The 26,073-nt window shown below is 47.7% G+C and carries 28 protein-coding genes; 1 reads left to right on the top strand and 27 read right to left on the bottom strand.

Annotated features, from left to right (window positions below):
* Nucleotides 1–18: 18 nt before the first annotated feature.
* From hisC to mtrB, 20 genes are all read right to left on the bottom strand, one after another.
* Complete coding sequence (gene hisC, locus C1T21_RS14470; protein WP_103048743.1) at nt 19–1,122, bottom strand: histidinol-phosphate transaminase; 1,104 nt, start codon at nt 1,120–1,122, stop codon at nt 19–21.
* Nucleotides 1,123–1,179: 57 nt separating this feature from the next.
* Nucleotides 1,180–1,986, bottom strand: a complete 807-nt coding sequence (gene trpA, locus C1T21_RS14465) for a tryptophan synthase subunit alpha (RefSeq protein WP_025723082.1) — start codon at nt 1,984–1,986, stop codon at nt 1,180–1,182.
* Nucleotides 1,983–3,179, bottom strand: coding sequence for a tryptophan synthase subunit beta (trpB, locus tag C1T21_RS14460; protein WP_013310713.1), 1,197 nt, complete (start codon nt 3,177–3,179; stop codon nt 1,983–1,985). The genes trpA and trpB overlap by 4 nt, the downstream gene beginning before the upstream one ends.
* Nucleotides 3,176–3,847, bottom strand: a complete 672-nt coding sequence (locus C1T21_RS14455; RefSeq protein ID WP_103048742.1) for a phosphoribosylanthranilate isomerase — start codon at nt 3,845–3,847, stop codon at nt 3,176–3,178. Before C1T21_RS14455 ends, trpB begins: the two co-directional genes overlap by 4 nt.
* Nucleotides 3,844–4,638, bottom strand: a complete 795-nt coding sequence (gene trpC, locus C1T21_RS14450) for an indole-3-glycerol phosphate synthase TrpC (RefSeq protein ID WP_103048741.1) — start codon at nt 4,636–4,638, stop codon at nt 3,844–3,846. Before trpC ends, C1T21_RS14455 begins: the two co-directional genes overlap by 4 nt.
* On the bottom strand, nt 4,628–5,674 hold the full coding sequence (gene trpD / locus C1T21_RS14445) for an anthranilate phosphoribosyltransferase (RefSeq protein ID WP_103048740.1): 1,047 nt from the start codon (nt 5,672–5,674) through the stop codon (nt 4,628–4,630). The genes trpC and trpD overlap by 11 nt, the downstream gene beginning before the upstream one ends.
* Nucleotides 5,675–5,708: 34 nt before the next feature.
* Nucleotides 5,709–7,259 (bottom strand): anthranilate synthase component I, encoded by a 1,551-nt coding sequence (gene trpE / locus C1T21_RS14440; protein ID WP_103048739.1) that lies wholly within the window; start codon nt 7,257–7,259, stop codon nt 5,709–5,711.
* Between the two features lie 389 nt (nt 7,260–7,648).
* A complete protein-coding gene (gene aroH / locus C1T21_RS14435) occupies nt 7,649–8,023 on the bottom strand; it encodes a chorismate mutase (protein ID WP_013310718.1) in 375 nt (124 codons plus the stop codon).
* A 2-nt stretch (nt 8,024–8,025) separates the two neighbouring features.
* Nucleotides 8,026–9,120 (bottom strand): 3-dehydroquinate synthase, encoded by a 1,095-nt coding sequence (aroB, locus tag C1T21_RS14430; protein ID WP_103048738.1) that lies wholly within the window; start codon nt 9,118–9,120, stop codon nt 8,026–8,028.
* Nucleotide 9,121: 1 nt separating this feature from the next.
* Nucleotides 9,122–10,291 carry a chorismate synthase gene (gene aroC, locus C1T21_RS14425; RefSeq protein ID WP_103048737.1) on the bottom strand — a complete coding sequence of 390 codons (1,170 nt, stop codon included), beginning with the start codon at nt 10,289–10,291 and terminating at the stop codon, nt 9,122–9,124.
* A 228-nt stretch (nt 10,292–10,519) separates the two neighbouring features.
* Entirely contained in the window at nt 10,520–11,320 is an 801-nt protein-coding gene (locus C1T21_RS14420; protein WP_023989169.1) for a CheR family methyltransferase, read from the bottom strand.
* 30 nt (nt 11,321–11,350) lie between these two features.
* A complete protein-coding gene (gene ndk / locus C1T21_RS14415; protein WP_061829211.1) occupies nt 11,351–11,794 on the bottom strand; it encodes a nucleoside-diphosphate kinase in 444 nt (147 codons plus the stop codon).
* Nucleotides 11,795–11,904: 110 nt separating this feature from the next.
* Complete coding sequence (locus C1T21_RS14410; RefSeq protein ID WP_061829212.1) at nt 11,905–12,879, bottom strand: polyprenyl synthetase family protein; 975 nt, start codon at nt 12,877–12,879, stop codon at nt 11,905–11,907.
* Nucleotides 12,876–13,742 carry a menaquinone biosynthetic enzyme MqnA/MqnD family protein gene (locus C1T21_RS14405; RefSeq protein ID WP_103048736.1) on the bottom strand — a complete coding sequence of 289 codons (867 nt, stop codon included), beginning with the start codon at nt 13,740–13,742 and terminating at the stop codon, nt 12,876–12,878. The genes C1T21_RS14410 and C1T21_RS14405 overlap by 4 nt, the downstream gene beginning before the upstream one ends.
* Nucleotides 13,699–14,358, bottom strand: coding sequence for a UbiX family flavin prenyltransferase (locus C1T21_RS14400; protein ID WP_061829214.1), 660 nt, complete (start codon nt 14,356–14,358; stop codon nt 13,699–13,701). Before C1T21_RS14400 ends, C1T21_RS14405 begins: the two co-directional genes overlap by 44 nt.
* Nucleotides 14,358–15,230 (bottom strand): UbiA-like polyprenyltransferase, encoded by an 873-nt coding sequence (locus tag C1T21_RS14395; protein ID WP_028540635.1) that lies wholly within the window; start codon nt 15,228–15,230, stop codon nt 14,358–14,360. Before C1T21_RS14395 ends, C1T21_RS14400 begins: the two co-directional genes overlap by 1 nt.
* Nucleotides 15,223–15,951, bottom strand: a complete 729-nt coding sequence (locus tag C1T21_RS14390) for a demethylmenaquinone methyltransferase (protein ID WP_103048735.1) — start codon at nt 15,949–15,951, stop codon at nt 15,223–15,225. Before C1T21_RS14390 ends, C1T21_RS14395 begins: the two co-directional genes overlap by 8 nt.
* A gap of 9 nt (nt 15,952–15,960) precedes the next feature.
* Nucleotides 15,961–16,830 carry a heptaprenyl diphosphate synthase component 1 gene (locus tag C1T21_RS14385; RefSeq protein ID WP_103048734.1) on the bottom strand — a complete coding sequence of 290 codons (870 nt, stop codon included), beginning with the start codon at nt 16,828–16,830 and terminating at the stop codon, nt 15,961–15,963.
* A gap of 116 nt (nt 16,831–16,946) precedes the next feature.
* Complete coding sequence (locus tag C1T21_RS14380; protein ID WP_061829217.1) at nt 16,947–17,498, bottom strand: hypothetical protein; 552 nt, start codon at nt 17,496–17,498, stop codon at nt 16,947–16,949.
* A 98-nt stretch (nt 17,499–17,596) separates the two neighbouring features.
* The gene (gene mtrB, locus C1T21_RS14375) at nt 17,597–17,827 is read right to left on the bottom strand and encodes a trp RNA-binding attenuation protein MtrB (RefSeq protein ID WP_013310730.1); all 231 of its coding nucleotides are present in this window, start codon (nt 17,825–17,827) and stop codon (nt 17,597–17,599) included.
* 157 nt (nt 17,828–17,984) lie between these two features.
* On the opposite strand from mtrB, the gene C1T21_RS27035 reads away from it, so the two are divergent.
* Nucleotides 17,985–18,158: a hypothetical protein gene (locus tag C1T21_RS27035; protein ID WP_180984590.1), complete on the top strand. Its 174-nt coding sequence runs from the start codon at nt 17,985–17,987 to the stop codon at nt 18,156–18,158.
* 71 nt (nt 18,159–18,229) lie between these two features.
* On the opposite strand, the gene C1T21_RS14370 is transcribed toward C1T21_RS27035, so the two are convergent.
* The 7 genes from C1T21_RS14370 to C1T21_RS14340 all read right to left on the bottom strand — a co-directional run bounded on the left by C1T21_RS14370 (nt 18,230) and on the right by C1T21_RS14340 (nt 25,935).
* The gene (locus tag C1T21_RS14370) at nt 18,230–18,502 is read right to left on the bottom strand and encodes an HU family DNA-binding protein (protein WP_013310732.1); all 273 of its coding nucleotides are present in this window, start codon (nt 18,500–18,502) and stop codon (nt 18,230–18,232) included.
* A 246-nt stretch (nt 18,503–18,748) separates the two neighbouring features.
* Nucleotides 18,749–19,735, bottom strand: coding sequence for an ABC transporter permease (locus tag C1T21_RS14365; protein WP_103048733.1), 987 nt, complete (start codon nt 19,733–19,735; stop codon nt 18,749–18,751).
* The gene (locus C1T21_RS14360; protein ID WP_103048732.1) at nt 19,732–21,249 is read right to left on the bottom strand and encodes a sugar ABC transporter ATP-binding protein; all 1,518 of its coding nucleotides are present in this window, start codon (nt 21,247–21,249) and stop codon (nt 19,732–19,734) included. The genes C1T21_RS14365 and C1T21_RS14360 overlap by 4 nt, the downstream gene beginning before the upstream one ends.
* 67 nt (nt 21,250–21,316) lie before the next feature.
* Entirely contained in the window at nt 21,317–22,432 is a 1,116-nt protein-coding gene (locus C1T21_RS14355; RefSeq protein WP_103048731.1) for a sugar ABC transporter substrate-binding protein, read from the bottom strand.
* Nucleotides 22,433–22,994: 562 nt separating this feature from the next.
* Entirely contained in the window at nt 22,995–24,473 is a 1,479-nt protein-coding gene (gene spoIVA, locus C1T21_RS14350; protein ID WP_023989182.1) for a stage IV sporulation protein A, read from the bottom strand.
* A 421-nt stretch (nt 24,474–24,894) separates the two neighbouring features.
* Entirely contained in the window at nt 24,895–25,245 is a 351-nt protein-coding gene (locus C1T21_RS14345) for a 2Fe-2S iron-sulfur cluster-binding protein (RefSeq protein ID WP_103048730.1), read from the bottom strand.
* Between the two features lie 39 nt (nt 25,246–25,284).
* Complete coding sequence (locus C1T21_RS14340) at nt 25,285–25,935, bottom strand: hypothetical protein (protein ID WP_103048729.1); 651 nt, start codon at nt 25,933–25,935, stop codon at nt 25,285–25,287.
* Nucleotides 25,936–26,073 lie beyond the last annotated feature (138 nt).

Raw genomic sequence — 26,073 nt, 5'->3', positions numbered from 1 at the left:
AAATCCCATCTGCGGAAATTATAGGCGTACTTTCGCCGCTTCCGCCCCCAGGACCTGTTCCAGCGCACGAATAAACAACTCATTTTGCGGCTGTGATCCAACCGACACCCTAATATATGTCGGATATTTGTGATGACCTGCGCGAATAATCACACCTTTACGAAGCAACTCCTGGAATACCTCACCAGATGGACGACGTACATCCAGCATAATAAAATTACCATGTGCCGGGAAAGACTCCAGTCCCAGACGCTTCAGCTCATTTTGCAAATAAACTCTGCCCTCTGCATTACGATCCCGGCATTCTTGAACAAATTCCTGATCTTCCAAGGCAGCAATGGCCGCAGCCTGTGCTACCCGTGATGTATTAAACGGTTCACGAACCTGATTTATCAAGCGAATGATTGACTCGGCTCCCATACCATAACCAATGCGCAGCGAAGCAAGCCCATAGATTTTGGAGAAGGTGCGTAATACAACCAGGTTTTCATACGCTGGCAACAAACCAATGCCGTCGGGATACGAGCGATCCGTCACAAACTCGGCGTAGGCTTCATCCAGTACAACCATTATATGCTTTGGTACTTGGTCCAAAAAAGCAATCAGCTCTGCTTCGGGTACAATCGTGCCCGTCGGGTTATTTGGATTACAGATCCAAATAATTTTTGTACGGTCATTGATGTGGGACAGCATAGCATCCAGATCATGTACACCGTCACGCAAAGGCACCTCAACTGCAACCGCTCCCTCAATTTCCACGTTACTTTTGTATACGGAAAATGTCTGATCGGCCATAATGCTTTCTTCCCCGGGAAGGAGGAAAGCACGCGTAATCAACGCAATAATTTCGTCAGATCCGCAGCCATAGATAAACTGTTCCTCTTTTAAACCCGTCCGTTTAGCTAGTGCCTGTGTCAAAGCTACTGCACTTCCGTCAGGATACACACTAATGTTAGCAAACTCCTGCTGAATGGCCTGCAACACTTTGGGAGAGCTACCATACGGATTCTCGTTCGAGGCGAGCTTGATGACTTCATCGAGTCCCAGCTCACGTTTTACGTCTTCAATCGGTTTACCGGGCTGATATACTGGCAAATGTACAATATGCGGTTTAGGTTGCATGCCCCTACCTCCTCTATCCAATCAGAACATATTTATTACTTTCTATTTTGACAGCCATTACTGCTTTAATTGTGCCACAAAATTATGAATTTGCAAAAGACCTTCTTGCCTGCGCGCAGAATCATTCAGCAATGGAATGGCCTCTTCCACCTGACGTACAATAGCACTGCCGACCACAACTCCATCGCAAATGTTTGAAAACCGGGCTACCTGCTCTTGAGTAGAGATCCCAAAGCCGACCGCTACCGGAATATCCGTATGCCGTTTGACCTGCGCGATAAAGCCCTCTATACCTTCAAAAAAGGAGGCTCTTTCCCCGGTTACACCCAGCGAGGATACACAGTATACAAATCCTCGGGCCTGACGGACAATTCGCTCGATCCGCTGTTCAGAAGTTGGAGCCACCAGAGGAATCAGATGCACACCCACCTCTGCTGCCCGTCCTCCCAGCTCCTCCGCTTCCTCAAGCGGAAGGTCTGGAATAATCAGACCGCTGATACCGTGCTCCTGCAAGCCTGCGAAGAAAGTATCCATACCCATCTGTAATACAGGGTTATAATACGTGAACAGAATAAAAGGCAGGCTTGAACCTGCCGCCCTAGCCAGAGAAGCTGTCTCCATGCACGTGCGGATGGAAATTTGCCGTTTCAGTGCACGCTCAGACGCGCGCTGAATTACAGGACCGTCAGCCAGCGGGTCGGAATAGGGTACACCCAGTTCCAATATGTCAGCTCCGGCCGACTCTAACTGCCGAATGATCTCTATTGTAGTATCCACATCCGGGTCGCCTACCGTCAGAAAAGGAATTAATGCCGTTTTGCCTTCATTTTTAAGGCGACCAAACGCCTGATCAATTAAATTCATGACGGATTTCCTCCCAAATACTTGATAATGGAGTCCACATCTTTATCCCCGCGTCCAGACAAACAAATAACGATAATATCATCTGCCGTCAACGTAGGTGCCAGCTTGACGACCTGTGCAACTGCATGTGCCGACTCTAATGCAGGAAGTATTCCTTCGGTACGGCAGAGAAGCTGAAGCGCATCCAGCGCTTCCTGATCGGTAATCGGAACATACTTGGCCCGCTCAATATCTTTCAGGTATGAATGCTCCGGTCCAACACCTGGATAATCCAGTCCAGCCGAGATGGAATGCGCAGGCTGCACTTGTCCGTACTCATCCTGAAGCAGATAGCTCATAGAGCCTTGGAAGACCCCTTGTGTTCCCTTGGTCATCGTAGCTGCATGGAATTCCGTTTCGACACCTTTTCCAGCGGCCTCCACGCCAATCAAAGCGACACCCTGATCCTCAATAAAAGGATAAAACATGCCGATGGCATTGCTTCCGCCACCGATCGCTGCCACGATGACATCCGGAAGTCTGCCTTCCTTCTCTAGGATCTGGCGACGTGTTTCATCACCAATCACACGTTGGAAGTCCCGCACCATCATCGGATAAGGATGCGGGCCGACAGCTGAACCCAAAATATAGAACGTATCATGGACATGGCTGACCCAGTAACGCAAAGCTTCATTCCCGGCATCCTTAAGTGTACGTGTACCCGATGTCACCGGAATGACCTCTGCACCCAAAAGCTGCATCCGAAAGACGTTCAGCTGCTGGCGCACAGTATCCTCTTCGCCCATAAACACCTTGCATTCCAATCCGAGCAACGCAGCCACAGTCGCTGTCGCGACACCATGCTGTCCTGCGCCTGTCTCAGCAATGACCTTCTGTTTACCCATACGCTTCGCCAACAATCCCTGAGCTAATGCATTATTGATTTTGTGGGCACCGGTATGATTTAAATCTTCGCGCTTCAAGTAAATTTTAGCCCCACCCAAATGCTGGCTCAGACGCTCCGCATGATAAAGCGGCGTTTCCCGACCAGAATAGTCCTTTAGGAGCCCGTTCAACTCTGCTTTAAACTCGGGATCATCCGCGTACTTACGGTAGGATTCCTCCAATTCAATCAGTGCGTTCATCAACGTTTCCGGTACAAAACGTCCTCCAAATGTTCCGAAACGTCCGTTGTTATCAGGTAATTGTGTCATGCCTGCTTCACCCTTTCTACGAATGCTGTGATTTTTGCAATGTCCTTGACTCCGTTCGTCTCTACACCGCTGGATACATCCAGCCCATCGGGATGATACTCATGAACTAGCTTTTCCGCATTATCGGCAGTCAGCCCGCCGGCTACAAACAAAGGTATTCCATGTTGATGGGTCCAAGCCTGATAGGCAGGAATTCGATCCCACGCAAACGTTTTTCCGGAGCCGCCACCATACAGGGGATCGTATGTATCCAGCAGTAAAGCGTCAATTGTCCCGACATAGGCATCCAATTCGTCCGCCGAGCGTTCTATCTGTCCTTGACTGTCCACAGACCATGCCTTGAATACCTGTATACCAAAATGCTCCCTGATCTCCCGACAGCGCTGCGGACTCTCCTGTCCATGCAGCTGCATGACATCCAAGGGTGCTTTCTCCATCACATCATTTAACAGTGCATCACCAGGGTTCACAAATACACCCACGCTGCGCGGTCTGCTGCCTGAGGTCCATTCATCCAATACGCGAAGCAGCTCTCCAGCCTGTACGCCGTCAATCCGGCGCTTGCTGTCGGCAAACACAAAACCTATATAATCGACCGGTAAGTTTACCATAGATTTTAGCACTTCAACGCTTTGAAGTCCACAAATTTTTACGCCCGTTTTGTTCATGCTTTAACCCCGTCCATCAATTCGGCTACAGCCTGTCCTACATCTTCCTTGCGCATCAGATGCTCCCCCACCAGGATACCGTGTGCACCTACCGAATGCAGATACTTAACATCTTCCGGTCCCGCAATTCCGCTCTCACTGATGAACGTAATCCCTTTAGGAATTAGTGAGATCAGCTCCTCTGTCGTCTGGAGACGAGTCTCGAATGTCCGCAGATTTCGGTTATTTACACCAATCAAGGTTGCTGTCCCCAGCTCCAGCACCGCTTTAAGCTCCTCACTGTCATGCACCTCTACCAATGCGTCCAGCCCGAGGTCCTTGGCGATCTGTAAAAAGGACCCTAATACACGCGGTTCCAGGATAGCGGCAATCAACAGCACCGCATCCGCTCCCAGCAGACGAGCTTCATATATTTGCCGTTCATCAATGATAAAATCCTTTCGCAGCAACGGAATCTTCACTTGATCGCGAATTTGCTGTAAATATTCAGGGCTCCCCTGAAAATACGTCACATCTGTCAGTACAGAAATGCAATCCGCTCCTGCTCTCTCATATGCACGTGCAATGTCCACAGGATGGAAATCCGGTCGAATCAACCCTTTGGATGGGGAAGCCTTCTTCACCTCAGCAATCAGTCCGAGCGGACGGTTGCGTCCGCTCGCGATCGCATTTTCGAATCCTCTCGTCGCAGGTAAATCAGCAATTAATCGTTCAGCTTCACTTATTTGAAAATGCTTCTTAAGCTGCTCCACTTCTTGTCGCTTCGTCACCACGATTTTATCAAGATACATATTGATATTCCCCCGTTGCCTGTATTAATTGATCCAGCTTGGAAAGTGCCAGTCCCGAGTCAATGGCTTCTGCCGCTCGTGCTACTCCGTCCGTCAAGGTGCCTGCTGCCCCTGATACATAAATGCACGCTCCTGCATTCGCTAGCACAACATCCCGATAAGCTCCATGCTCTCCGTTCAAAATTCGTCGTATGATATCTGCGTTAACCTGTGCGTCGCCACCCAACACCTGATCGAGAGAATGCGTCTGCAAGCCCAGATCCGACGGATGAAGCTCGAACGTGTGAACCTTGCCGTCCTTCAGCTCGGATACTCGTGTCGCAGCTGAAATACTAATTTCATCTAGCCCATCCAGACTACTGACAACCATGGCCCGTTTGGAGCCGAGCTGGTTCAATACCTCGGCAATGACTTCCGTTTTGCTGGCGTCATAAATGCCCAACAGCTGCCGATCCGCACCAGCCGGATTCGTCAAAGGACCAAGCATATTGAATACCGTCCGCACACCCAGCTCGCGGCGCGGCGCGGCGGCATGCTTCATAGACGGATGATACAGCTGTGCGAATAAAAAGCAGATGCCGATTCGGTCCAGACATGACCTAGCCTGATCACTCGTCAAATGAATGTTGACTCCCAATGCCTCCAGGACATCAGCGCTCCCGGCACGGCCACTTGCAGAACGATTGCCATGCTTTGCTACCCGTACTGACACCGAAGCTGCGATGATCGCGGATATCGTGGAAATATTAAACTTGTGAATACCCGAACCTCCAGTGCCACATGTGTCCAGCAAACGACCACTGCCTTCTTCAGCTTGCACTGGACTAGCGTAGCTACGCATAGCCTCGGCAAAACCAGTGATTTCATCTACCGTTTCCCCTTTGAGGCGAAGAGCCGTCAGCAGCCCGCCAATTTGCGCCTGTGTAGCACTTCCACTCATAATCTGTTCCATTACGCTACGGGCCTCCGTACGCGAAAGATGCTGTCCCTCCATGATCCGGCTTAACCCCACTTGCATCATGTCATGTCGTTCCATTGTCGTCTCCTCCTCAAAATCAGATTTTTGTGTGTTACGGAGTGTACAAATAATCTTGGTTGATGACGCTGTTATAGGGCTGTGTAGTTGCCGGGAACATCACTTCTGCCGTGCGGATTGCCTTCAGCAATGCCTTTGCTTTGTTTACCGTCTCCTGATACTCGCTTTCCGGAACCGAGTCCCACACAATTCCAGCGCCTGCCTGGACATAGGCCCGGTTCTTTTTAAACACAATCGTGCGAATCGTAATGCAAGCGTCCATATTGCCCGAGAAGCCCAAATATCCAATCGCCCCTGCATAGGGTCCGCGTGCTTCCCGCTCCAGCTCGGCAATAATCTCCATGGCCCGTAGCTTCGGAGCCCCCGATACAGTGCCAGCTGGCAGACAAGACAGGAAGGCATCGAAGAAATCTTTGTCCTCACGTAGCTCACCCGACACATTGGAAACAATGTGCATGACATGGGAATAGCGTTCAATCTCCATAAACGTATCGCATTTGACTGTGCCAAACTGTGATACACGGCCCAGATCATTTCTTCCCAAATCGACCAGCATCAGATGTTCTGCACGCTCTTTTTCATCGTTTAGCAGTTCTTCAGCAAGTGCCGAATCTTCTGTCTCCGTTACGCCACGCGGTCTCGTGCCTGCAATAGGACGGGTTTCTACCCGGCCGTTTTCCACCTTGACGAGTGCCTCAGGCGAAGTGCCTACGATGATCTCGTCATCCATTTTCAAATAATACATATATGGCGACGGGTTCATCGTGCGCAGCACGCGGTATACCTGTAATGGTGAGGCCTCTGTATCAATGTGAAAACGCTGGGATAGTACAACCTGAAAAATATCACCGGAGCGGATATACTCCTTCGCCTGCTCTACGTTTGATATAAACTGTTCCTTCGTCACATTGGATTGGATCTCACCTAGTTCCACGTCATCAGGAATGGAAGCCGATCCTAATCGCTCAGGCGGGGTCTGCTTGCGCAGATACTGCGCCGTTTCCTCCAACCTGCGTTCCACATCAGCATAAGCAGCACGAATGTCCTCATCGCGGAACCCTTCACCTACATGAACATTGCCGACCAGCAAAATTTGCTGTTTCACATGATCAAAGACAATTACTTGATCGCAGAACATAAAACGAATATCATCCATATTCAAATCATCTACCGAATGCTCTGGCAGCTTTTCATAGTATTGAAGCAAGTCATATCCGAAAAATCCGATAGCCCCGCCTGTAAATGGAGGCATTTCTTTCAGTTTCGGACTACGGTATTTACGAAGCAATGCTTTGAGCGCTTCAATCGGCTTGTCGTTTAATATTTGCCGTTTACCGTGTTGTTCCAATATTAAACGTCCTTTTTTACCCGAGACCATTAGGAACGGGTCTGTACCGATGAATGAATGTCGCGCCCACTGTTCGCCTCCCTCTACACTCTCTAGCAGAAAGGCACGGTCCCGCTCGGCATACCGACGGAAAATCCGAATCGGCGTCTCCATATCAGCCAGCACTTTTTTGTACACAGGAATCAGGTTAAATTCACTCGCCATCGTTATCACTTGCTCCACATGCGGCGTTAACATGAGATCACTTCCTTTCCAAATTGGCGCAGAACCAAAGGAGAGAATATAAAAAAGCCTCTACCGGTAAGGTAGAGGCTGTCAGTTATTGAAATTATAAGAATGCTCCATATGTAAAATGACTACAGCAAATAGATAAGTATACACTCATCCCTTTTGTCTAACCGCGCAGGTTGCCTCAAATAAGCTTCTCTGTAGAAGAATATCTCTTCATAGACAAAAGCTTACCCGCTACCGCCGATCTCTGTAATAATCTCATATGGAATTGGCTAAGGCTGCACTCTTCTCATCTCAACTCTGTCTCTGGCTAACTCTACTCTACTTAACTCTGCTACACACACTATATCTCATGGGATGTTACTTTGGCAACCATCAACTTTAAAAACGGGCACTTATTTCCCTTGGGAAGCCAGATCCGGTCTTAATGCCTGTGCTCCGTTCAAATATACATGTTTAATTTCCCGCTGGGATTTATCGGTGTTCACCTGTACCATCAAACGGATGCACTTGGGTAAACTGCCTGCCACAGGAATTTCTAATGCACACATGAGCGGAACCATATCCCAGCCATCAAGCTGACGAATGGCCTTGGCTGGAAAGGCAGTATCCAGGTCATGGGTCACCGTAATCCATACGTTACTAATATCCTCCGGCTGAATTTCATTGTAGGATACAATTTCCTCCAGTAGTTGGCATGTTGCTTCCAAAATTTCGTTTTCTTCATTATTCACTACGGTCGTCGCGCCACGAATTCCCCGATTGTACATCGTTACGCCCCCTCTTTTAACTGTTCAATAACTTGTCGGATGTAAGAGACGGAAATATCCTTCACAACCTCCACGTGCCCGATGCTACGTGGGACGACAAAAGTAATGCTGCCTTCTTTGAACTTTTTGTCATGCATCATTGCGTCCAGCAGCCGATCTGTATCGAGATGTGACGGAAGGGAGGTCGGTAGCCGTAGCGAAGACAACATATCCTTCGTTTCATCTACCAAAGAAGAATCTGCACCCAGCTTCACACCCAGAAGTGCGGAGCCGACCATACCAATAGAAATGGCTTCCCCGTGTAAAAATTCACCATATCCCGCAATGGCTTCAATCGCATGACCAATCGTATGACCTAGGTTTAGAATAGCGCGTAAATCATTTTCTCGTTCATCGCGTGACACCACTTCGGCTTTTACGGAACATCCCTTTTCCAGACCGTACTCCAGAGCTGTCGCATCCAGCGCAAGTAAATCAGTCGCATGGTCACGGCACCACTGGGCGAAATCAGCATCCCAGATCAAGCCATGCTTGATCATTTCAGCAAGCCCCGCAGATACCTCACGAGGAGGTAATGTTGACAACGTATCTACGTCATACAGCACGAGTTCCGGTTGATGAAACGCTCCTATCATATTTTTCGCCAAAGGATGATTGATGCCAACCTTACCGCCCACGCTACTGTCATGGGCAAGGATCGTAGTGGGGATCTGTACAAACTTGACACCTCTCATATAAGAAGCCGCCACAAATCCAGCCAAATCGCCCACCACACCACCACCAAGTGCAATAACGGCTGAATTGCGATCCAAGCCGCCCTCAATGGCTGCTGTTATGACCTGCTCAAATACAGCAAGCGACTTGGAGGTTTCACCTGGCTTAACGACAAAGGACACCGTCTTGTAGCCAGATGCCTGAAGATTGCTCTCCAATGTTGCCAAGTAGAATCCCGCTACATTTTCGTCAGAAACAATCAACAACGGGCTTTTTTGCGCAATTCCTCGTTCCTTCAACAACTCTCCGGCTCGATGTAACAGCCCTCGTCCGATATGAATAGGATAAGAACGTTCGCCAAGCTGTACCGTCAGCGTACTCATCTTAGTACCGCCCCAGTTGTTCTTCGTAGGATGCAATATTCGCGCGAATCTCTTCAATCGAATCCCCACCGAATTTTTCTAGCAAAGCTTTCGCAATCTCCCAAGCTACGACATGCTCCATGACTACGCTTGCCGCTGGCACTGCACATGCATCCGAACGCTCAACCTGTGCAGTGAACGCTTCCTTTGTATCAATGTCGACGCTTTGCAGAGGCTTGTAGAGTGTAGGGATCGGCTTCATTACGCCACGAACCACAACTGGCATTCCATTCGTCATGCCACCCTCAAAACCACCCAAACGATTGGTACGACGGTGATATCCACGTTCCTCATCATATAGGATCTCGTCATGCACCTGTGAACCGCGCAATTCACCTGCTTCAAAGCCAATGCCGATTTCCACGCCTTTAAATGCATTAATCGACATGACGCCTTGTGCGATACGTGCATCCAGCTTCCGATCATACTGTACATGGCTGCCCAGACCAATCGGAACACCTTCTACAATACATTCCACTACCCCACCGACTGAATCACCTTCTTGCTTGATCAGATCAATGTATGCTTCCATTTTCTTTTCGGTTTCTGGATCGGTAACTCTAACCGAAGAGGCTTCTGTCACGGCAATCAGCTCATCAATCGGCAAATCACAGTAAGGAGCTTCGATCTCCCCAATGCGGATGACCTGACCTGCCACCTTGATTCCGAACTCAGCCAGCAATTGACGGGCCAAACCGCCGCATGCCACACGAATTGCTGTTTCGCGTGCACTGGAGCGTTCCAGCACGTTACGAAGATCCTTCAGGTTATATTTCATTCCGCCATTCAAATCCGCATGACCCGGACGTGGTCGGTGAACCCGACGCTTTTCTTCATCACTGCCTTCAATAGGCTCAATATTCATAATGTTCTGCCAGTGCTTCCAATCGTTATTTTCCACAACCAGCGCAATCGGTGCACCTGTGGTATAGCCGTGACGTACGCCTCCGGCAATCTTCGCCGTATCTTTTTCAATCTGCATACGCCGACCCCGTCCATACCCTTTCTGACGACGGTGCAGCTGAAAATTCAATTCCTCAAAATCCAATTTTAAATTGCTTGGCATACCCTCTACAATGGCAGTTAGCTGGGGACCATGCGTTTCCCCCGCGGTTAAATAACGTAAACTCATGACGCGTTCCCCCTTTAAACTGTTAAACTGTGCATCGCTAAAATCTTTAACTGTGCTTCATTATAGTATACGCACCTTTCTTTGACAAGAAAAGCCACGTGTATGCAGATAAACAAAAACACGCCTCTTAGCCAAAGGGGCTAAAGGACGTGCTTTGCTGATAAGCCAACCATCAATTACTCAAAGATATAAATAAGTTCCTACAAAACTTTGGATGATATATGCAGGCTATGCTTTTTTGCGATAAAAAAAGGTTTCCGTCGATTCCAGACCATATTGGTTAGGAGAAAAGATTTGCTCTGTGCTACCGACAAATAACACACCGCCGGGACGAAGACTGGCTGCAAACTTTTGATACAACGTATGTTTGGCCTCTTCTGTAAAATAAATCATTACATTTCGGCAGATAATGAGATCATAGCCATCCTCAAACCGATCCAGCAGCAAGTTTTGCTTTTGAAATTTCACAGCTTGTTTCAAACGGTCATCAATTCGATACATCGCACCATCTGGCTTGAAATATTTGCTAGCTACCTGCTCAGGTACATCCTTGAGCGAACGCTCCAAATATTTACCTTCCTTGGCTTTTGCCAATGCACCATCATCAATGTCGGAAGCTGTAATGGAGCAATTCCCCAAAATACCTTTACCGTCGAGAACCATAGCCAAGCTATAAGGCTCTTCACCAGTCGAGCAGGCCGCACTCCACAGCTTAAGCTTCTGCTTCCCCACAAGCAGTTGTGGCAAGATTGTATCCCGCAGTACTTCCCACCGATTGGGATTTCGCCAAAATTCCGAAACATTGATCGTCATCCGATCCAGAAATTCATAGAATAGAGGTTTTTCCTTCATCATGGCATCATAAAAAGAAACAAAACTGGGAAACCCGTTTTTGTTGCGAAGCGTAGTTAACCGCCTTTTCATCTGTGCTTCTTTGTATTGTGCAAGATCAATACCTGTGCTGTCCTTGATTTTGCGGATAAACGCTGTGTAATCGGGGTCCGTCTGACCCAGTTCCATATCCGTCATGCTACCATCCTTCTTCATACGTAATTAAACTTACACCCAGGTCGCCACACTTTTTTCATACCGAACGGATTCTTCCGGCAGGAAAAAATTTGCAATCTCGCGCTCTGCGCTCTCCGGTGAATCTGAACCATGAATGAGGTTAAACGGTGTATGTGCTGCAAAATCTCCACGAATTGTGCCCGGAAGTGCTTCGGTTACTTGCGTTTTACCAATCAACAAGCGGGAAAGCGTAACGATGTTATCCCCTTCCCATACCATAGCAAACACAGGGCCTGATGTAATAAAACCTACAAGCTCTTCAAAAAAAGGCTTGCCCACATGCTCTGCATAATGCCGTTCTGCCTGTTCTCTTGATACTTGCACAAGCTTGCCAGCCGCCATTTTGAAGCCTTTGTCTTCCAGACGACTGATGATACGTCCAATCAGTCCACGTTGTACACCATCCGGTTTAACCATCAAAAAAGTACGATCCATCAGCTCACTCCCAATCCAATCTAATGTATTTATACAGTACTAAACTGTATTGTAACAGAAAGCTTGGAAACGGTTAAAGTATTTTGTCACAGCAAACCCAAAACACAACTTTAGTAGGAGCGGCGTGTTACAAAATGAGCAATATCGCGTAGCGTCTTTTTTGTTTTGACATCTGGTAGTAAGTCCAGCGCGTTTAGCGCTTTATTAATATATCGGTCGGCGAGAATTTCAGCTTTAGCGATTCCTTCACTTTTTTTGATCATATCCACCGCTTTGCGTGCATCTCCTTGCCCATCTCCATCCTGAATGCGGCGGATTTCAGCCAGTAGATCGGCACGCAACTCAGGCTGTTCGAGCGCATAAATCACCGGAAGCGTAATATTCCCCTGTCTCATATCGCTGCCCGGCGGCTTGCCAATCTTTTTTTCCGTGCCACACAGATCGAGCAGATCATCCTGAATTTGAAAAGCCATACCTACGTTATAGCCGTAGCTGTACAGCAGGGAATTGATACTTTCCCGTGCCCCTGCAGCCATAGCTCCCAACTGGCAACTAACCGCAATCAATAATGCCGTTTTGCGCCGTATGCGAAGCAAATAATTACGCACACTCTGATCCACATTAAAAAAATCACGAATTTGTTCCATTTCACCAATGGACATCTGCACTAGCGCTTTAGACAGTACCCGGTGAATGTCGGGATTCGGCAGTCCAGCAGCAATAGACAGCGCACGTGCATATATGTAGTCTCCGGTGTACATAGCCACCCGATTGTCCCATTTGGACTTCACGGTGGGTTGACCGCGTCTCATTTCCGCATCGTCAATCACATCGTCGTGAACGAGAGAGGCAGAATGAATCAGTTCCAGAGGTACCGCTATACGCTTGAGCTTGTCCAGATCATATTCTCCAAACTTGCCTCCCAGCAATACAAATACGGGACGCAAACGCTTGCCCCCTGCTTTAAGCAGATGAAGCGACGTATCATTAATCAACGGCTCCGTACTGTCGATACTGCGATACAACTCTTCTTCTATAAAGTTCATATCCTTCTTTAATAAACCGAACAAATCCAATCGTTTCATTCTTTCACCCGTGTCAGCGTATTGTCACTCCAGAGAAGCGGCTTTACTCGTCGGTCAAGCAGCCCCAGTTCATGCGCATACTGAAAATAAAGCTCTAAACCTTGTTGTTGCTTCTCTCCAAAATCATAACACAGATTAGTAAAGTAGCGCTCCCAATAATCTCTCAGACCTCCAATTTCCTCGCATGCTTCAGAAATAACAGGCGTCAGGTCCGACAGACTACGCTGCTTGCTTGCGCGGAACGCACTTGCAATTTCAGCCACCGCCGCGGGATTTTGAGCAGCAACAGCACGTCGTACTGCCCATACAGCAAAAGTCATACTATAGCCCGTCCAGCGCTTCCACTCTTCTCCGAGGTCCGTAACATACAGACCTTCGCTTCGCCAAGATGCCTTAATCGCGTGATCTCCAATCAGTAGCCCTGCATCTGCCTGTTCCAGCATCAAGTCAAGATCCGGTTCACAGTCAAAATAGGAAGGCTGACCTTCCCATGCCTTTTGCATCAAAATTTTCAACAAATTCACGGATGTAGCAGACGTATTCGTTAGTGCGATGGTTCCGTTTTTGATTTCGTCCAGCGGCTTGCGTGAAAATAGTAGAATGGATTGCACAGGACCATCTGCACTGACGGATAAATCCGGCAACAATAGCATTTCCTCAGCACCCGATGCATACGCAAAGGAGGACATCGCACTGATATCCAAACTCCCATTCAGCATACCTCGATTCAATTCAGCCGGAACTTTAGAAACCATCTCCGCCGAATGGAGAAGCTTAGAAGGATTAAAAAAATGAAAAATAGGCCAAGCGTTTGTATATTTAATTTTTCCGATTGTGATTGTCTTGGTGTCCGGTGTCGGCATCGGAATCCCCCCATCTCGTAAACAGTTGATGTTCTATACGCAAGCTGTCCAATACTTTGCCTACGAGGAACAGCACAATATCATCCAGCGTTTTCGGATGAAAGTAAAAAGCCGGCATAGCCGGAATCATTTTGACGCCGAGTCTCGCAAGCTTAAGCATGTTTTCCAAATGAATGGCATGTAGAGGCGTCTCACGAGGCACAAGGATCAGCGGACGACCTTCCTTCATCATCACGTCCGCTGCCCTTGCCATGAGATTATCGGACGAACCGTGTGCTACTGCTGACAACGTCCCCATCGAGCATGGCATGATAATCATCGCATCCACCAAATAAGAGCCGCTTGCGATCGAAGCTCCAATATCTGTGAACGGATGGTATACAAGAGAACCGGGACGGCCTCCGAATTGTTCATTCAAAGCCCCTTCCCGGTCAGTCACATTCCAGCCCAACTCCTCTTTCAATACCCGCCAGCCAGCATTGGAAACGATCAGGTGAACTGTGTATTGCAAGTCCAGCAGAGTCTCTACCAGTCGCACACCATAAATGCTTCCGCTCGCGCCTGTAATGCCAATAACGATTCGTTTGCCTTGATGTCCGCTCACCTGATTATTCATTAGTATTGACGCACCACCAAATCAATCAGTGTAAAGGCAAATACGACAGTGCTAAGTACACCGTTCATAGTAAAGAATGCCGTCTGCAAACGACTCAAATCTTTTGGAGATACAATATAGTGTTCATAAAATAAAATGATATACGAAATAATCATGCCCGCCAGATACCACCAGCTTAAATCTGCAATAAAGAACAGTACAATAAATCCGATCGCCGTAATGACGTGGAATGCCCGAGCGATGTTCAACGCACCTGCTACGCCAAAACGGGCAGGAATAGAATAAACTCCTTCGTTTTGGTCAAAATCTATATCCTGACAAGCATAAATTACATCAAATCCCGCCGTCCAAAATGCAATCGTGAGATATAGTACGATAGCGGTCAAATCTATTTGTCCCGTTACTGCAACCCACGCGCCTAGTGGCGCCAAACCAATGGTCAGACCAAGTACAATATGGCAAAGCCAAGTGAAACGCTTGGTGTAAGAGTAAAAAACAAGCATAAAAAAGGCCAGCGGAAACAGCTTGAACGCCAGCGGACTTAACTTGAATGATGCCCAGAATAACAACACCAAACTGACGATAATAAAAATCACCACTTCGCTCGATTTGAGCAACCCCGCCGGGATAGCGCGTCCTGCTGTGCGCGGATTTTTCCCGTCAATCACCCGGTCAATCATACGATTGAAGCCAAAAGCCGCGCTACGTGCGCCAACCATAGCTAGCAGGATCCAGCCGATCTGCGGCCAGGAGGGAAGGTTGCCTGTCACGATAACAGACCCCAATACAGCCCCCATGAATGCAAATGGGAGCGCAAATAACGTATGTTCAATTTTAATCATTTCCAAAAAAATAGCGATTTTCTTAAACATGCTGACTCTCCTTGATTCCAATGTGCAATGCCGCAATGCCTCCGGTGAGTGAATGAGCCTGAACATCCTTCAATCCGACTTCACGGAAGATGTCAGCCAACTCATCCCTTCCTGGAAAAAGCGCCAACGAATCAGGGAGCCATTTATACTGCTCATAACGTTTGGCGAACAATTTGCCGAGCATGGGCAAGATGTGTTGAAAATATGTGTAGTAAATTCCCTTGAACGGCTGCCAAGTAGGTTTGGACAATTCCAGACATACGACCTGCCCGCCAGGTTTGACGACTCGTTGCATCTCCTGTAACACATGGCGCAGATCAGGCACGTTGCGCAGACCGAAACCAATCGTCGCATAATCAAATGAATTATCTTCAAAAGGTAGTTCCATCGCGTTGCCCTGAACAAGCTTAATTTGCTTTTCACGGGATTCTGATGTAATCTTACGCTCGCCAACATTGAGCATGTTCTGACTAAAATCCAGTCCTACGATGTGACCACTTTCACTTGCACGCGCCATCGCAAGCGTCCAGTCACATGTGCCACAGCAAAGATCGATTGCCGTATCGCCGCGCTGCATGTTCATTTTTTTCATCGTAAATTTCCGCCAAGCCTTGTGTCTGCGAAAGCTCAGTATATCGTTCATCAAATCGTATTTACCTGCTATGCTTTCAAACACGCCATGAACGAATTGCTCTTTCGGCTTGGTGTCGCTTGATCCCATCACGTTCACCTAACCTTCCCTCACAACTGGGTGCGGACTATTTAGCAGCTTCAGGAAAGGCTCAAGCATGCGTTCAAATTCCTCGATCCCCGTATTTTGATCATCTGACAGAATCTGCCGGATGTGTGTAACAGCCGTGCGAAGCTTGTCCAGTATCGCATCCTCGGCTTTGTATTTCAGAACCAGCTTACGCCATGCTTCAGTGTCAGTACCACTCTCTGAAAGCAATGCCTGCTCGCTCCGGTCCCCGTTACCATAAATATGCCAGAACATATATCCAAAACGGGACTTGTCCGGTTCTGTCCGCTTGCCCCATTCCTCCACCAAGGTATCACAGAGGGCAAATTTGTTGAGAAGCTGCTTCCAAATTTCCTGATCCTGTTCTGCTACAAGTGAAGTGAATGATAAAAAAAGCTCCTTTTTAAAACGAACCATCTGAGTTAAATACTGAGTTGCATCCAATCGGAATTGCTTCATTCCCCAGTACAGACTCATTTTCCCTGCGTTCACTTCACATACAGCATCACTCAGCTTCGAAATGGCCGTGATGCGGCCTGCCAGTGCAAGCAGCTGATAAAAACGACTGCTAAAATAGTCCCCAGCTAACACTTTCAGCTGTCTGGAACGCATCTCCTCCGGGCTCCGTATACCGGATAGAGTATCAATCATATCATGCGTATCCAGCCCCATCTGCACAAGTGAGGTTACCAATGCGTACAGTTCGTCCTCACTGGCATGCAGCTCCTGCGCATTCCGGTTCAAAAACACAAACATCAAACGGGTACGGCTGTCAGGAAAAGCCGGCATTTCCGTATGTTGTTGAATCATGTCGTATTCCACATATTTCCTTGCTAATTGGGGTACGCGATACGGTTTCATCCTAAGCCTCCGAGACATGACTTTCTGCTATACTCAAATAATTGCAATGCCTTATATTATATCACAATTTAAAATGATTCGCGACTAAAGTACTGTAGGTCCACCGGCAGAAACATCTAATCTGTATATACACCGTTAAACCTGTTTTGCCACATGGGCGTTACTGTAATGCGGAAACGGGATTTCAATTCCTCTGGCAATTCCGCGCCTTCCCGGCTTCTCAGCTGTTCCAATGCCTCGTTCGTCCACTCGTTCCGGCGTATATCGGATGCAAGCAGCAAATGACGTTCTCCTGACCATTCGTCCTGCGTCACCACCCGAAGCAGCAATTGCCGTACATTCGTCGTTCCGTAAAAGCTAAAAGCGGCAAGCTCCGCCATGTTTTGATAAATCTCTAGTGGGGCAGTTTCTTCCTTGGACAGCTTGACATCCAGGGTCAGGACTGAATGTTCCCAGCTTGCGCTTGCAATCGGTGTGGTCAACGGTAGCTCATTCAGCGTATCCACCAGATTGTCATCCGACAGCAGCACCCGTTGCTGAGGCGAAATCGTCGCCTGTGTCTCACGAACTGCTGCGGTTCCTGAGTCCAGCACCTGTAAGGACGGCAGCAACACAGCTGCTGCGATGGTTATAAGAATGGAGCCACCGAATACAATCCAAGGTTTCATCAGAGCCTCCCCTGACCTCTACCTCATAATGTGGGTTTGCTACAGTAAAGGTCCTCACTCTCATTCTACAACAAAAAAAAGCAGGCTATGCCTGCATTTTAATCCTCCGTATCTACTACCCCGTGCTTGGTCATCACAACGGCTTTGCCGCGAATTTTAATAGCAGAAGTATGATCCGTAAATTGGACGATCAGTACCTCGCCCTTGTCCAATTTTTCTGAATGATGCAAGCGTGTATCCTGACCTCTGGTCAGACCAAAAACCTGACATCCGTTGCTTTTTGCTTTAATTACGACGTACTCACTGCTACCCGTCACGTTATCTTCCATGTCCTTTTCCTCCCTGAGAGCCAAAGCTATACTTTTTATGATGGAGATTCAAGCTTGTTTTGTCAACTACATGCTTCCCACGCTACCTGCAACAATTAGCGTGTCCCGAGCCATACTATCCGTGCAGTCCCATCCATTAAAGAAAGGAACGGATCTGATGAAAAACTATCTTCCCGCCAATCTCAGTCCTGCCCAAATCGAACGGCTTCAACAGCTAGAGCATGAATTTGCCGAGCTAACGGGTAAACCCCTGGTGCTGATCGCTTATGCCTCGCGAAACGCCAGAACAGCTTCCTCTACTTCAGTCCATAGCACCTCTACCACGAAGTAAACAGGACAAAAAGAAAAGGCCGTGAATCAAATTCACGGTCTTTTCAGCGCATTGGGAATATGTAAGAAATCTTATTTAATTCCGTCTTTGAGCGCTTTACCCGGTTTAAATGCCGGAATTTTGCTCGCAGGGATTTCGATTTCTTCTCCTGTTTGCGGGTTACGTCCTTTACGTGCGGAACGTTCACGAACCTCAAAGTTCCCGAAACCTACCAGTTGCACTTTATCTCCGCTTTGCAGCGCTCCAGAGATCGCCTCAAATACTGCATCGATTGCTTTGGTTACGTCCTTTTTGGACAATTCAGTGCTTTCAGAAACCTGATTGATCAAATCCGTTTTATTCATAATATTCACCTCCCAATTCAAGTGTAGTCCAGCATTAAGGTTATCGGTGTTATGACCGATATGAAGTCGCCTGTATAAAATAACCCGGGCGGCATACTGCCTTCCATAATGTTATCATCTGTTTCCGTTTCGTCGTTAAATATACATAGAATATACCTAACCTCCGCAATATAGGCCGAAACTGGCGTTTTATGGCACCCTTCTTGCGTGGAACAAGGTTTATAGTAATACAGTCCACAGACAATTTCAAGTACGACGACGGTTTAACACGTAAAAAGTAACGGCCAGCGCAAGCACCAGCACTACTCCCTTGACAATATCATGGGCAAAATATTGCACATTCATCATCGTTAGTCCATTAACCAACACGCCGATCAATACCGCACCAATAAATGTACCAATGACATTGGGTTTACCAGCACCAAAGACCGAAAAACCGACGAATACTGCAGCTACCGCCTCCATGAGTAAAGGGGAACCCGCGTCAATTTGGCCTGAGCCTACTCGCGAGGCATACAAAATACCGGCAATCGCCGCAAATACGCCTGAAGCAACATAGGCCAGAGTACGGACTTTTTTTACCCGTATGCCCGACAGACGAGCAGCTTCCATATTCCCACCCGTTACATACATTTGACGCCCATGCTTTGTATAGGTCAAGAAAACATGCACCGCTGCCACTGCCAGCAACAGTAAAATAACCGAAATCGGGATACCCAACCATTTACCTTGCCCCAGCAAAAGAAATGTAGGGGATATCTCCCCGGGCGCCTTGCTGCCATCGGGAAACTGCATATGATTGTATATGGTGTAGCCCTGGGCGTACGTTTTGTGAATCCCGCTTACAATATACATGATTGCAAGGGTTGCGAGCAAATCAGGAATACGCAGTTTAATGATCAATAATGAATTTAACAGTCCTACCAAAGCGCCGACAACCAGAGACACAATAATGACCACCGCAACAGGCTGCTCATACCAGACCATCAAAGAAGCTGAAACGACCGTTGTCAAAGATACTGTAGCTCCCACCGACAGGTCAAAACCGTCCACAATAAGTGACAACGTCACACCAATGGCAACGAAAGTCACAATGGTAATTGATCCAAGAATGTCCATTAAATTATCATACGTCCAGAAATAAGGTAATGTAGATGAAAAAAACGCCAACACACCTATAATGACAACTACGGCACCGTAACGAAATGAGACGTTTAACCATTTTTCCTTCATGAATGCACCTCTTCACCGCCGCTAGCATACAACAGAAGCTGTTCCTGTTCCACTTCGCCCCGCGCAAATTCCTTTATAATTTTGCCATCATACATCACTGCAATACGATCACCAATGCCAATCCCTTCAGCAAATTCACAGGTTAGATAAATGATCGCTTTTCCTTGCTCCGCCAACTCGCCAATGATACGGAAAATATCACTTTTTGCCCCTATATCCACACCCTTGGTTGGCTCGTCAAAAACAAATACATCCGCTCCGGAATGCAGCCATTTCCCAATCGCAACCTTTTGCTGATTCCCGCCACTTAAATATTTAACATTCTGACGGAGCGATGGCGTCTTAATACCGAGAGAGGCGACAATCCCATTACCGTTATTTCGTTCTTTACGCCGACTGATGAAACCAAGGACACTCAGCTTCCCCAATAGCGGAAGGCTAAGGTTTCTTTCCACACTCTCCTCAATTAGCACCCCCTGCTTACGTCGCTCCTCGGGTATGGACACAATTCCTCGAGCTACCGCATCCGCCGGCTCTCTCAATCGAATGGAGCGACCTTTAAAGGTCAGCTCTCCCTTATCCGGCTTGTCTGCTCCTGTAAGAAGTCGTGACAGCTCCGTCTTGCCTGCACCAACCAAACCCACAATAGAGAGAATTTCACCACGTCGGGCCTGTAAATCAACGCCGTGCACTCGTAATCCTTTGTGTAGCCCTTTTGCTTCCAATATCGTTTCACCAATCGGTACCTCTGTTTTTGGGAATTCCTCTTCAAATGTTTTTCCAAGCATATGCGTAACGATTTCGCCTACACTTAAATCAGAAGCAGGTCCCGTGAACACGCGCTCGCCATCACGCATCACCGTAACACGGTCACTGTGTTCGATAACCTCTGGCAATCGGTGTGTGATGAGGATACATGCAACTCCCTCATCCTTGAGTGTATGGATTGTGCGGAACAAACGTCGCGTTTCTTCCTCGCTGAGCGGCGCCGTAGGCTCATCAAAAATGATGGTATTTGCTTGCTGTGTCAAAATGCGTGCGATAAGCACAAGCTGTTTTTCTGCCAACGTCAATTCAGACACATATCGTCGTACGTCAATATCTACCTCCAGACGTGCTAATGCCTCACGCGCTCGTCTTCGCATAGACCCCGGTGCAGCCCACCATCGACCATCAAGTGCAGACAAATCGTCCATTACAATATTTTCAGCGACAGTTAACTGAGGTACAAGCGCTGAATCGACCTCTTGATACACACAGTGAATTCCCGCTCTTTTAGCCTCCCACGGTGAACTAATGTTCAGTTCCTTGCCATCAACTACGATAACTCCCTGATCGGATAGATATGCACCGGACAAAATCTTCATCAATGTGCTTTTCCCTGCCCCGTTGGCGCCCAGCAGAGCGTGAATTTCGCCACCCTGCACCTTAAAATCCACGGCTCGCAGCGCATCTACACCAGCAAACTGTTTGCTGATTTTTTTCATTTCCAATGTATATACTTGTGAACTCATGGTGCCCCCTCACGCCTGCTTATGATAAAAGCGCGCCGAAGCGCGCCTTTTGCATGATGCAAACATTTTATTTGGACGTTTCATATTCCTTCATCCAATCCTTATAGCCCTGCTCGCTTTGGCCCCATCCCTTCACATATTGGGACAGTTCGGATGTGGAAATTTGCTTATCTGGTAGCGCTTCGCGTTGCACATATACAGCCTTCAGTACGACTTTCTCCTCCGGATTATCCCCATGCAGCTTCTGATATGCATAGCGCACTTGTACGCGCCCGATATCTGTTGGATCTACAGCTGCCGAGGCCACCCAAGGATTTTTCGGGTCCTGGATCATTTGCAAGTCCTCGTCGCTCATGTCAATGCCGTAGACTTTAATTTCCGTACGTCCCGCTTGTTGGATGGCACGGGCTGCACCTTTGGCAAATTCATCCCAAGCCGCCCAGACAGCTGTAATTTCGCCCTTAGGATATTGCTTTAATACAGCTTCCATTTTGGCTTGCGTATCCAATGCAGGATTCTGAGCCGAACCAAAAGTCGCAATTTCTTTAATATCCGGATTGGATTTCAAAAATGCACCATAAGCAACCTGACGACGTTCCATCGGTGCAAATCCGGCAACCCATACTTTCACAATGTTGCCTTTGCCACCGATATCCTTTTTCATTTGCTCCAGCGTCAGCTCAGCCATGCTTTGATCATCCTGTGAGAGCACTACCGCACCCGGGACATTGACCGCAGCATCGAACACGATAACCGGAATATTGCGGGAAATTGCTTTTTTCAGCCCTGTCTCCAGCAATGCATCACCGTGATCAGTCAAAATGACATCAAACTGCTGGTTAATCGCACTATCAAGCAGAGAAGCCATTTTAGCCTTATCGTTATCTGCCACAAACTTAGTCAGCGTACCGCCAAATTTCTTAACTTCCTCTTCCACGCCTTGAACATACTGTTGCGAAAATGTGCCCGTGTTAAACTCCATGATCAACGCAACCCGTTTACCCTTTAGATTTAAATTGTCCGTTTTTCCGTTTGTTGTATTCGATCCCGCAGTGCTTGTCCCTTGAGTGCCGCTCTCTGTTTTCGGCACGCCACATGCAGTGACCAGCAAAACCAGCACCAGTAGCATGATAGCCCCTAGCCCTAGCTTTTTGTTTCTTTGGAGCTCTTTTTGGATATCCATGATTTCATTTCCCCCTCGTTCAATCCACAAAATGATTCAAATTTGATACTTAATATATCGTTTTAAACCAAGTATGTAAATAGGTTTTATGAAATATAGAAAAATTTCCGGTTTTATAGGCCAAAACACAACAAACAACCGTCCCCCGATTGAATACCGGAAAACGGTTGCTGCTTAAATTTGAAATCAAGGCGGAGCCTAGTCCGAAGATACAATTCTGTTTGTTTATTTTAAATATGAGGACCTTACATCTAACTTATTTGGAGCACTGCTTTACCGGAGAACTTCCGCTCTATCAGTTGTTGGGCAATGGTTCCAATTTCCTTCCACGATGCCTTCACTTGTGAAACTCATTAATCGGATTGTTACATTTGAACCTAAATCCCGCTAGGAGAAACGAAAAGCTCAATAAAAACAGAGGTAGTCTAGGACTTTATTTTCTCGTCCATGACTACCCCTGTCTGGTTTTAGAAGTCAGTCTAATATTTTGTTTTTGCGAACCATAGAGAGCCAATTGCTCTCCACGGTATTTCTCTTAAAGATTTTTTGGTATGGCTTAGCCTTAAAGAATAATAGCAATGAGACCGCCGGAGCCTTCGTTAATGATACGACCCAGCGTTTCCTGCAGCTTATAGCGTGCATTGTCCGGCATCATGGCGATTTTACCCTGAATGCCTTCCCGTACAATGGAATGCAGCGAACGTCCGAAAATGTCTGACTCCCAAATTTTGATTGGGTCATTCTCAAAATCCTGCATCAGGTAGCGCATAAGCTCCTCACTTTGCTTCTCTGTTCCGATAATCGGAGCAAATTCCGATTCCACATCGACACGGATCATGTGTATGGAAGGTGCTGTTGCCTTGAGCCGCACACCAAATCTTGTACCCTGACGAATCAACTGCGGATCGTCTAGTGCCATCTCGGACAATGACGGCGCGGCAATGCCATATCCCGTTGTCTTGACCATTTCCAGCGCCTCGGCGAAGCGGTCGTACTCCCGTTTGGCATGGGCAAAATCCTGCATCATTTGTAGCAAATGATCCTTGCCGCGAATCTCTACCCCGACGACTTCGACCAAAATCTGGTCATACAGCTCATCGGGAGCATACAGATCAATTTCAGCTACGCCCTGCCCCATATTCATCCCGCTCAACCCGGCCCTGTCGATGAATTCATATTCCATAAACTGGCCAACCACTCGATCTACATCACGCAGGCGTCGAATATCTTTAACCGTATCGCGAACGGAATTTTCATAATTGCTACGCAGCCAGTGCTCTTCGTTCAGTACCATGACCCAGCTCGGCAGGTTCACATTCACCTCGTGCACCGGAAATTCATACAATACTTCACGAAGTACGCCTGTAACATCATCTTCCGTCATAGTCGCCGCGCTAAGTGTCATGACTGGTATATCGTACTTGGCAGCCAGCTCACTGCGAAGCTGGAGTGTTTCATCACTGCGCGGATGCGTGGAGTTGATAACCAAAACAAATGGTTTGCCAACTTCCTTCAACTCCTCAATGACGCGTTCCTCCGACTCTACATAAGAGCTGCGCGGGATTTCCGCAATCGTGCCGTCTGTAGTGACTACCACACCGAGCGTCGAATGCTCCTGAATAACCTTGCGCGTACCAATTTCTGCCGCTTCCTGAAAAGGAATGGGTTCTTCGAACCATGGTGTGGAGATCATTCTCGGACCATTTTCATCCTCGTAACCTTTTGCTCCTTCTACTGCATATCCTACACAGTCAACCAGACGTACATTCACGTCCAGTCCTTCCGTTACTTTGATCTGGACGGCATTATTCGGTACGAATTTAGGCTCCGTCGTCATGATCGTCTTTCCTGCCGCACTTTGCGGCAACTCGTCTACGGCGCGGGCACGGTCCGCCTCACTTGTAATGTTTGGCAGAACAATCGTCTCCATAAACCGCTTGATAAACGTTGATTTTCCTGTTCGGACTGCGCCGACGACCCCAAGATAAATGTCTCCTCCGGTGCGTTCGGCAATGTCTTTAAAAATGTCCACTTTCTCCAATGAAATCCCCTCCTCAAAAGTCTCCGAAGGAAAAATGCTTAAAGAGCATCCGCTTCGTGTTCAACCAACTGCTTGATCCCAGATGCGGCAGAACAGCCTTTAAAATGCCCGGAAGTCGTCCGCCGCCGAGATTCAGGAGACTGATGGAATCGGCGAAACGGCGTAAACTCGTACATGCATTTGGACTGATACCATCATATGTATCCCCTCCGTAAAATATGTTTAGTTTTTTGAAAAATAGATTACGACAGAGCGATCATTGCAGAAACGATATTTTACGTTTGGGTCCACTCATCTAATATATGCGGGGCAAGGCTCTCCCATGACTTTGTCGCTAGACTAAATAAAAAAAGGATGTTTCTCCTGACTGTTTCGAGTCGTCGGAAACCATCCTTTTTTTATTCTCCTGATATAATCGGCATTACCACAGTTCATCATCCATCGCCTGACGCTCCAGTTGCCGCCTGATAGCCGCCTTGAGCTTATCCTCCGGTATGGTTACCTCCATATCGCCTTGGACACGGACCTGGCAGGATAAGCGTATTCCTTCATCCAGTAAAGGTCCCAGCTTCCGCTGCTCTGCATCGCTGGGTTGACCTGCGAATTCAGCCCATTCCGGTGATATTTGTACCTTACACATCAGACAGGCTGCTTTTCCGTCACAACGAGTGGGAATATATACACCCGCTTTACGAGCAGCCTGAAGCAATGACGTACCCTGACCGACCTGTACGCGCCTGCCTGACGGCTTGAACGTAATCTGCACATTCATGAACGGTCCTCCAGTCGTCTTTCTCCTAACACACACAGCTTATACTTCATTGCCCATCTGGATGACAGAGTGTAACTCTGGCCAAGGCAGAAGTTCCGCAAGCTTGTCCAATTGCTCCTCATTCCAAATATTACTGACTAGTAGCTGCTTCAGTACAATTATATGACGTCGCGGGTCGCGCTGCATAACATCTGCAATCGCTTTATATCGGTCGGGTCGATTTCGCAATATATTGAATAAAAGTTCATGACTGAGCGGCATCAGACGCAGTGAAGCTCTCCCCAGCTCAAGCTGAACCCCAGCCGACCAAAGTAGTCGCTCAATCTCTAAGCGGTATAACGCTCCGCCACATAATACCTCAAATCCTCCCACCAACTCGACTGGAAATCCCTCCAGATCATAGTGGCTCAGCAATGAAACGTAAGAGCCGCTACGGTCAACCTGCTGTCGATCTATACTCATACCCAGGGGGTGCGCATGAAGCTGCTTTGCGGCATGAATATCCGCATAAATATCAATGTCCCGAGGCAGGCGATCCAATTCAACTTCTTGCACAAGTAGTGAACAGCTTCCGCCCAGCATCCACGGAACCGACACTGTTGACCAGCTCTCAGCCAAGCTACTCAGCGCAACTGCCAGATTGTGAGGAAGCCTGTCTACTAACACTGATGATATTGCCTCCTTCAACATCGTTTCCTCCTTTGCTGTCTTTCCTTCCGTTTCCTGATGGGCATCATTATAACATGTTCGACAGGGCAGTTCGATATTTTGTGCACTGAAAAAGAGGTTAGCTGCTCCAAAATATAAAAAAAACCGCGAACCTTCCCG

The sequence above is a fragment of the Paenibacillus sp. F4 genome (assembly GCF_002894905.1).
GTDB lineage: Bacteria > Bacillota > Bacilli > Paenibacillales > Paenibacillaceae > Paenibacillus > Paenibacillus polymyxa_B.
Note: the sequence above shows the minus strand (reverse complement) of the source record. Positions and strands in the feature narration are given on the sequence as shown.